Source organism: Prosthecobacter sp. (genome assembly GCF_044373815.1).
Taxonomy (GTDB): domain Bacteria; phylum Verrucomicrobiota; class Verrucomicrobiia; order Verrucomicrobiales; family Verrucomicrobiaceae; genus Prosthecobacter.
This window is the reverse complement of the sequence record NZ_JBIPNG010000696.1, coordinates 1-2548: the sequence shown is the minus strand read 5'-3', so window position 1 is coordinate 2548 and position 2548 is coordinate 1. Positions and strand designations below refer to the sequence as shown.

The 2548-nt window shown below is 59.7% G+C and carries 2 protein-coding genes and 1 pseudogene; all 3 read right to left on the bottom strand.

Going from position 1 to position 2548, the window contains the following annotated elements; genetic code table 11:
- A partial coding sequence (locus ACIREA_RS30415; protein WP_397386066.1) for a PQQ-dependent sugar dehydrogenase occupies positions 1-523 on the bottom strand: 523 nt, incomplete at its 3' end.
- Positions 520-1737: a (Fe-S)-binding protein gene (locus tag ACIREA_RS30410; RefSeq protein ID WP_397386065.1), complete on the bottom strand. Its 1218-nt coding sequence runs from the start codon at positions 1735-1737 to the stop codon at positions 520-522. The genes ACIREA_RS30410 and ACIREA_RS30415, both read right to left, overlap by 4 nt.
- Positions 1727-2548: pseudogene (locus ACIREA_RS30405) on the bottom strand (hypothetical protein); the annotation flags it as partial. The gene ACIREA_RS30410 and the pseudogene ACIREA_RS30405, both read right to left, overlap by 11 nt.

The following is a 2548-nucleotide window of genomic DNA, read 5'->3' as shown; positions in this document are numbered from 1 at the left end:
GCAAGCCCGGATCATAGTGACAGTTGTCGCCATTGCCGATGTAGAGATCGCCTTTTCCATCCATCCACATCGCGCCGCCCATGTGGAAGACGTGCTCGGTATCATAAGGCCATGAAAGCAGTTCCAACTCCGATTCCGCCGGCATCCTGCCATCTTTTACCGTGAAGCGGCTCACACGCACGGTGCCGAGTTTCGCCGTCGGCGCGAACAAGGCATACATATGCCCGCTCTGCTCAAAATCCCGCGCCACCGCCATACCGAGCAGTCCGATCTCGCCCTTCGCATAAGTCGGCACCGAGCCGAGAATACTCACGCCGCCTGACTTCGCGTTCCAACGTTTGATCGTGCCCCAGAACTCAGCAAAGATAACATCGCCTCCGGGCAGCACTTCCATCTGGATCGCATCACGCGCCGCCGTCTCGAGGATTTCCTTTTCAAAGCGGTTCGGATCAACCGGCTCGGCGGCATTCAATGCGGACAGCGTGAACAACGCTGCGAAGGCGATCATGGTGTTGATTTTCATGGCTGTGGTGAGTTGGAAGGGATGCTGAACTTCTCTCCTGGATCGAGGAGTTGGATGATGTGCCTGACCTCGTAAGGGCGGGAGACGAGACCGGTGGCTCCCGCGCTGTGCCATTGCATCATGCAGACGTGATTGGAGGTGCCGAGGATGACGGGTGCGCCTTCGGCTTCGTTGAGGAAGGCGGATTTGTCGGCGAGGATCGCACTCGCGTTCTCGGGCTTCTGGATGTTGTAAACGCCACCGGAGCCGCAGCAATCCTTGGCCTTGGGCGCGAGTTCCCAGCGGTAGCCTGTGGCATCGAGCACATTCGCGGGGATGCCTGCGGCCTTCTGTCCATGCACGAGGTGGCAGGGCAGATCCACATAGACTCGCGTGCCATCATCTCGTCCACGCTGGCGGCGCACAGGGCTGAGTTCACCGAGGAAGCCGAGCACATCACGCACTTGTTTGCCGGGCTGCAATGCCTTGCCCAAAGCGTAACCGCAGCCGGACGAGTTGCTGACGATGGCATCGACATCGAGCGTGCCAAACGCTCGCCGGTTCTGCTCGCGAAGCGCTTCAACACCATCAAGTCCGGTGTGTTCTTGAAACGCGCCGCAGCAGCCCTGGCCCTCAGGAATGATGACTTGAACGTTGTTCTCGATCAGCACGCGCACCGTGGCGAAGTTGATCTCGCGGAACATGGCTTCCATCAAACAACCGGTGAGAAAAGCCACACGCGGTCCGGTGGGGCGATGCCGTTGCATGAGTTCGTCTGCATAGGCAGCGGTGCTTTTCAGAACCGAGGGACTGCCAGGGAACAGAAAACGATGCAGGCCAAGGCCCGCGCGGCGCAGGAGCCGTGCGGGAAGCAGGGCGAGATTGAACAAGGTGGGATGTGCCACAGCCACAGCCGCAAGACGCAGTTGCAACTTCGGCGAGAAGCGATGGGAGGCCACGTGCTCATGGCGAATGCGTTCGAAGATTTCTCCATACGGCACCGTCGCCGGGCAGGCGGTTTCACAGGCGAGACACCCCACACACTCGGCCGTGTAAAAGTCTGTCCACTCATCCTGGGGCAGTCGGCCCGCCGCTTCTTCACTCCACAAACGCAATCGTCCGCGCGGCGAATTATTTTCATCACCGGTGAGCTTATAAGTGGGGCACACCGCGAGGCAGAAACCGCAGTGCGTGCAGTTGGAGAAATAGTTCGGCGGGGGCGCTTCAGTGCTCATGAATGGCTTGCTCCAATGTGTTGAGCCAGGCAGACTCGATGATGGTCGGCGGCGTAGCAGGCAACCAGCGTGAGTGCCAGTCGCCGCCGAGTGAGTGAAGTTCCGCTGCGTGCGGTTGCACGAGGGCTTGAGTGCGCTCGGTGAAGTCATCGCTCTCGTTCATGTAAACGTGGACGACACCGCTGTAACACAGTGCCACACAACGGCGTGCACCCTGCACCAGTTCCGCAGCGAGACCCATGACTCGATCAGGCGTCGTCTTGATCACCAGATCGGGAAGGCCATCCAGAGGCGGAGGCGCGTTGTTTTGCAGCGTAAGCTGAGTGAACGACGATGCAGCAATGCGTTCGATCTGTTCTACGAATATGGCCGCTTCTTCTGGCACACAATGGATCACCACACGGACGAATGCGGCACCGTCTTCGGCAATGCAATCCACAGCATCCCACCAGTGCATCCAGCCGCTGTGAAGTAGTTTGGATACACAGGATCGCAAAGCCTTGGTGTCTCCGTCGAAGCGGGCGATGGCCGTGCAGCCACAATCCGGCCGCAACCGCAAAACGTAGTCCACAGGCTCCCCATAGCGCGAGCCGCTGTGCAGCAGGAAGCGGAGCCAGTCATAGCCGGTCGTGGTTTTAACCACACGCTCGCCGATGCGCGCGATGCGCCCACTCGGCAGCCGCCAGTTCATGCCGAGGATGTTATCGCAGCAGGGTCCAAACCGGCACGACGCTGGCGCATGAGTGGTGGCGGTGATTTGTTCGCGCAACGTTTTTGCCTCATCCAAAAGAAGCGGGAAGCGCAGGTGGTG

Excerpts from the sequence above, each read along its gene's own strand:
- ACIREA_RS30410 (WP_397386065.1), bottom strand. The coding sequence starts at position 1,737 with ATGAGCACTGAAGCGCCCCCGCCGAACTATTTCTCCAACTGCACGCAC.